The following is a 1,844-nucleotide window of genomic DNA, read 5'->3' on the forward strand; positions in this document are numbered from 1 at the left end:
TAGGCTGGTGACCTTAACTGAAATCTTGAAGCCTTTATTAAGATCTAAGTATATACACTAGTATTATATATACTCTTTTATCGATTAGGGGAGCTTGAGGGGAAAAGAATACCCCATCCCTGCGACGGGTGGGGATGAATTTTCCCCTCAAAATTGCTAAGGTAGTACACCAGTTTTTCCGAAGGCTTCCAGATATTCTGACAGACTCAATCCCGCTTTAGCTGCCATTTGCTTTAACCCGTCCCAAGCGGCATTGGTGGTTCTAACTGTATGAGCTGACTTTGGCTCATGATGAATACAAGGTCTTCCTGATTTTTTCATACGTTAATCCTGTTACCTACTTGTCAAGTATATTTCTGTAAGCTTAATCCGCGATAGCACAGGAAAAAGGTCGATACCATGCAATTAGGATACGTCTATAAACTCAAACCTAGTCCTCAGCAAGAAGCTATCATGATTAAATGGCTAGACATGCTGTTGAGTCAATATAATTACTTGTTGAGAGATAGAAGTGATTCCTATGAACAAGTCAAATCTCCAAAGCTGGGGAATTATTGTGATCTAAGAAGTCATGGAGAGGCGTGTCCACTTACTTGTTCGGTAAGCAAATCAAGTTCTGTTGGGTATCCATGGAAAAATACCAAAAACCCTAGGCGTAGTGCGTACGAGATTCAAAGTTCAAGTCTTCCTGTGCTAAAAAAACAGCGCCCCTGGTACAAGCAGATTCATTCAACTGTCTTACAACAAATGCTAAGGCAATTGGATACTGCTTTTACAAAGTTTTTCAAAGGAGAGGCTAGGTATCCAAAACCTAAAAGACGCTCTCGCTATCGGAATTTTAAATACTCTCCAGGTCAGGTAAAACTAGACGGTAATCGAATTTACTTGCCTGGGATTGGCTGGATGGGCTTTTATAATTACCGTCCTATTCCGGATGGTTTTACGATGAAATCGGTTACTGTCCGTCGAAAGTCACGAGGCTGGTTTGTCAGCATTCAAATCGAAGATAAATCAGTCCCATTGCCTCCTGTCAAGACTAGGGACGAAATAGATCCAGGACGTGTCAAAGGGTGTGATCTTGGGATCAGGAAGCTTGTCAGTATTTCTGATGGTCAAATCATTGCAAATCCAGCCAAAAGCAGTAAATTTAATCGCCAATCAAGACGTTTAAAACTGAGACAGAGAGCTGCAAGTCGTAAGCGAAAAGGCTCAAAAAATCGTAAAAAGTCATTCAAAAAAGTGGGTTCATTGCATGAACGGATTGAAAATGGGCGCTCGGTATACCACTGGGAAACTGCCAAAAAATTAGTTGATGGTGCAGATGCCCTGGTGTTTGAAGATTTGAACATTAAGGGCATGAAATCTCGCTGTAAGCCCAAGCCCAACGAAAATGGCGGATACGATTCGGCAAAGCCGACGCTTCGCGAACGTAATGGACAATCAGCCAAAAGAGGACTTAACCGCTCAATCTCTGATGCTGCCTGGGGGGAATTGATCAAGAAAATCGAAGTCGTGGCTGCAAAGTCAGGCATTCCAGTAATCAAGGTAAGCCCTAGGCATACATCCCAAGAATGTCCAAAATGCCATCACACCAGTGCAGAAAATCGATCTGGAGAAAAGTTTGTCTGCACTGAATGCGGCTATCACGATGATGCTGATGTAAATGGTGCAGTAAACATCAAAAACAGGGGTCTCAAAAAACTGGGGATTAACCCCTCCCAGCTACCTTCGGTTCGTTCGCGTAGCGTGGCCTACGGCCAGGGAAAGTTACGCCCATGGAGATAACAGTCGCGCACGATTGTACCTGGGAATCCCAATTCCTGCGACGGATGGGGAGGTTCAAT

General features: G+C 43.5%; 2 protein-coding genes. One reads left to right on the forward strand and one right to left on the reverse strand.

All coding sequences use genetic code 11. The annotated features are described in order from the left end of the window. Positions 1-156: 156 nt before the first annotated feature. Entirely contained in the window at positions 157-321 is a 165-nt protein-coding gene (locus F6K51_RS36575; protein WP_198953930.1) for a hypothetical protein, read from the reverse strand. Positions 322-399: 78 nt separating this feature from the next. On the opposite strand from F6K51_RS36575, the gene F6K51_RS36580 reads away from it, so the two are divergent. Next, positions 400-1,785: a transposase gene (locus tag F6K51_RS36580; RefSeq protein WP_293030890.1), complete on the forward strand. Its 1,386-nt coding sequence runs from the start codon at positions 400-402 to the stop codon at positions 1,783-1,785. Positions 1,786-1,844: the final 59 nt, after the last annotated feature.

The organism is Moorena sp. SIO3I8 (genome assembly GCF_010692325.1).
GTDB lineage: Bacteria > Cyanobacteriota > Cyanobacteriia > Cyanobacteriales > Coleofasciculaceae > Moorena.

What these genes read in the sequence shown, in the direction of transcription:
- F6K51_RS36575 (WP_198953930.1), bottom strand. Translation starts at nt 321, where the DNA reads ATGAAAAAATCAGGAAGACCTTGTATTCATCATGAGCCAAAGTCAGCT.
- F6K51_RS36580 (WP_293030890.1), top strand. Translation starts at nt 400, where the DNA reads ATGCAATTAGGATACGTCTATAAACTCAAACCTAGTCCTCAGCAAGAA.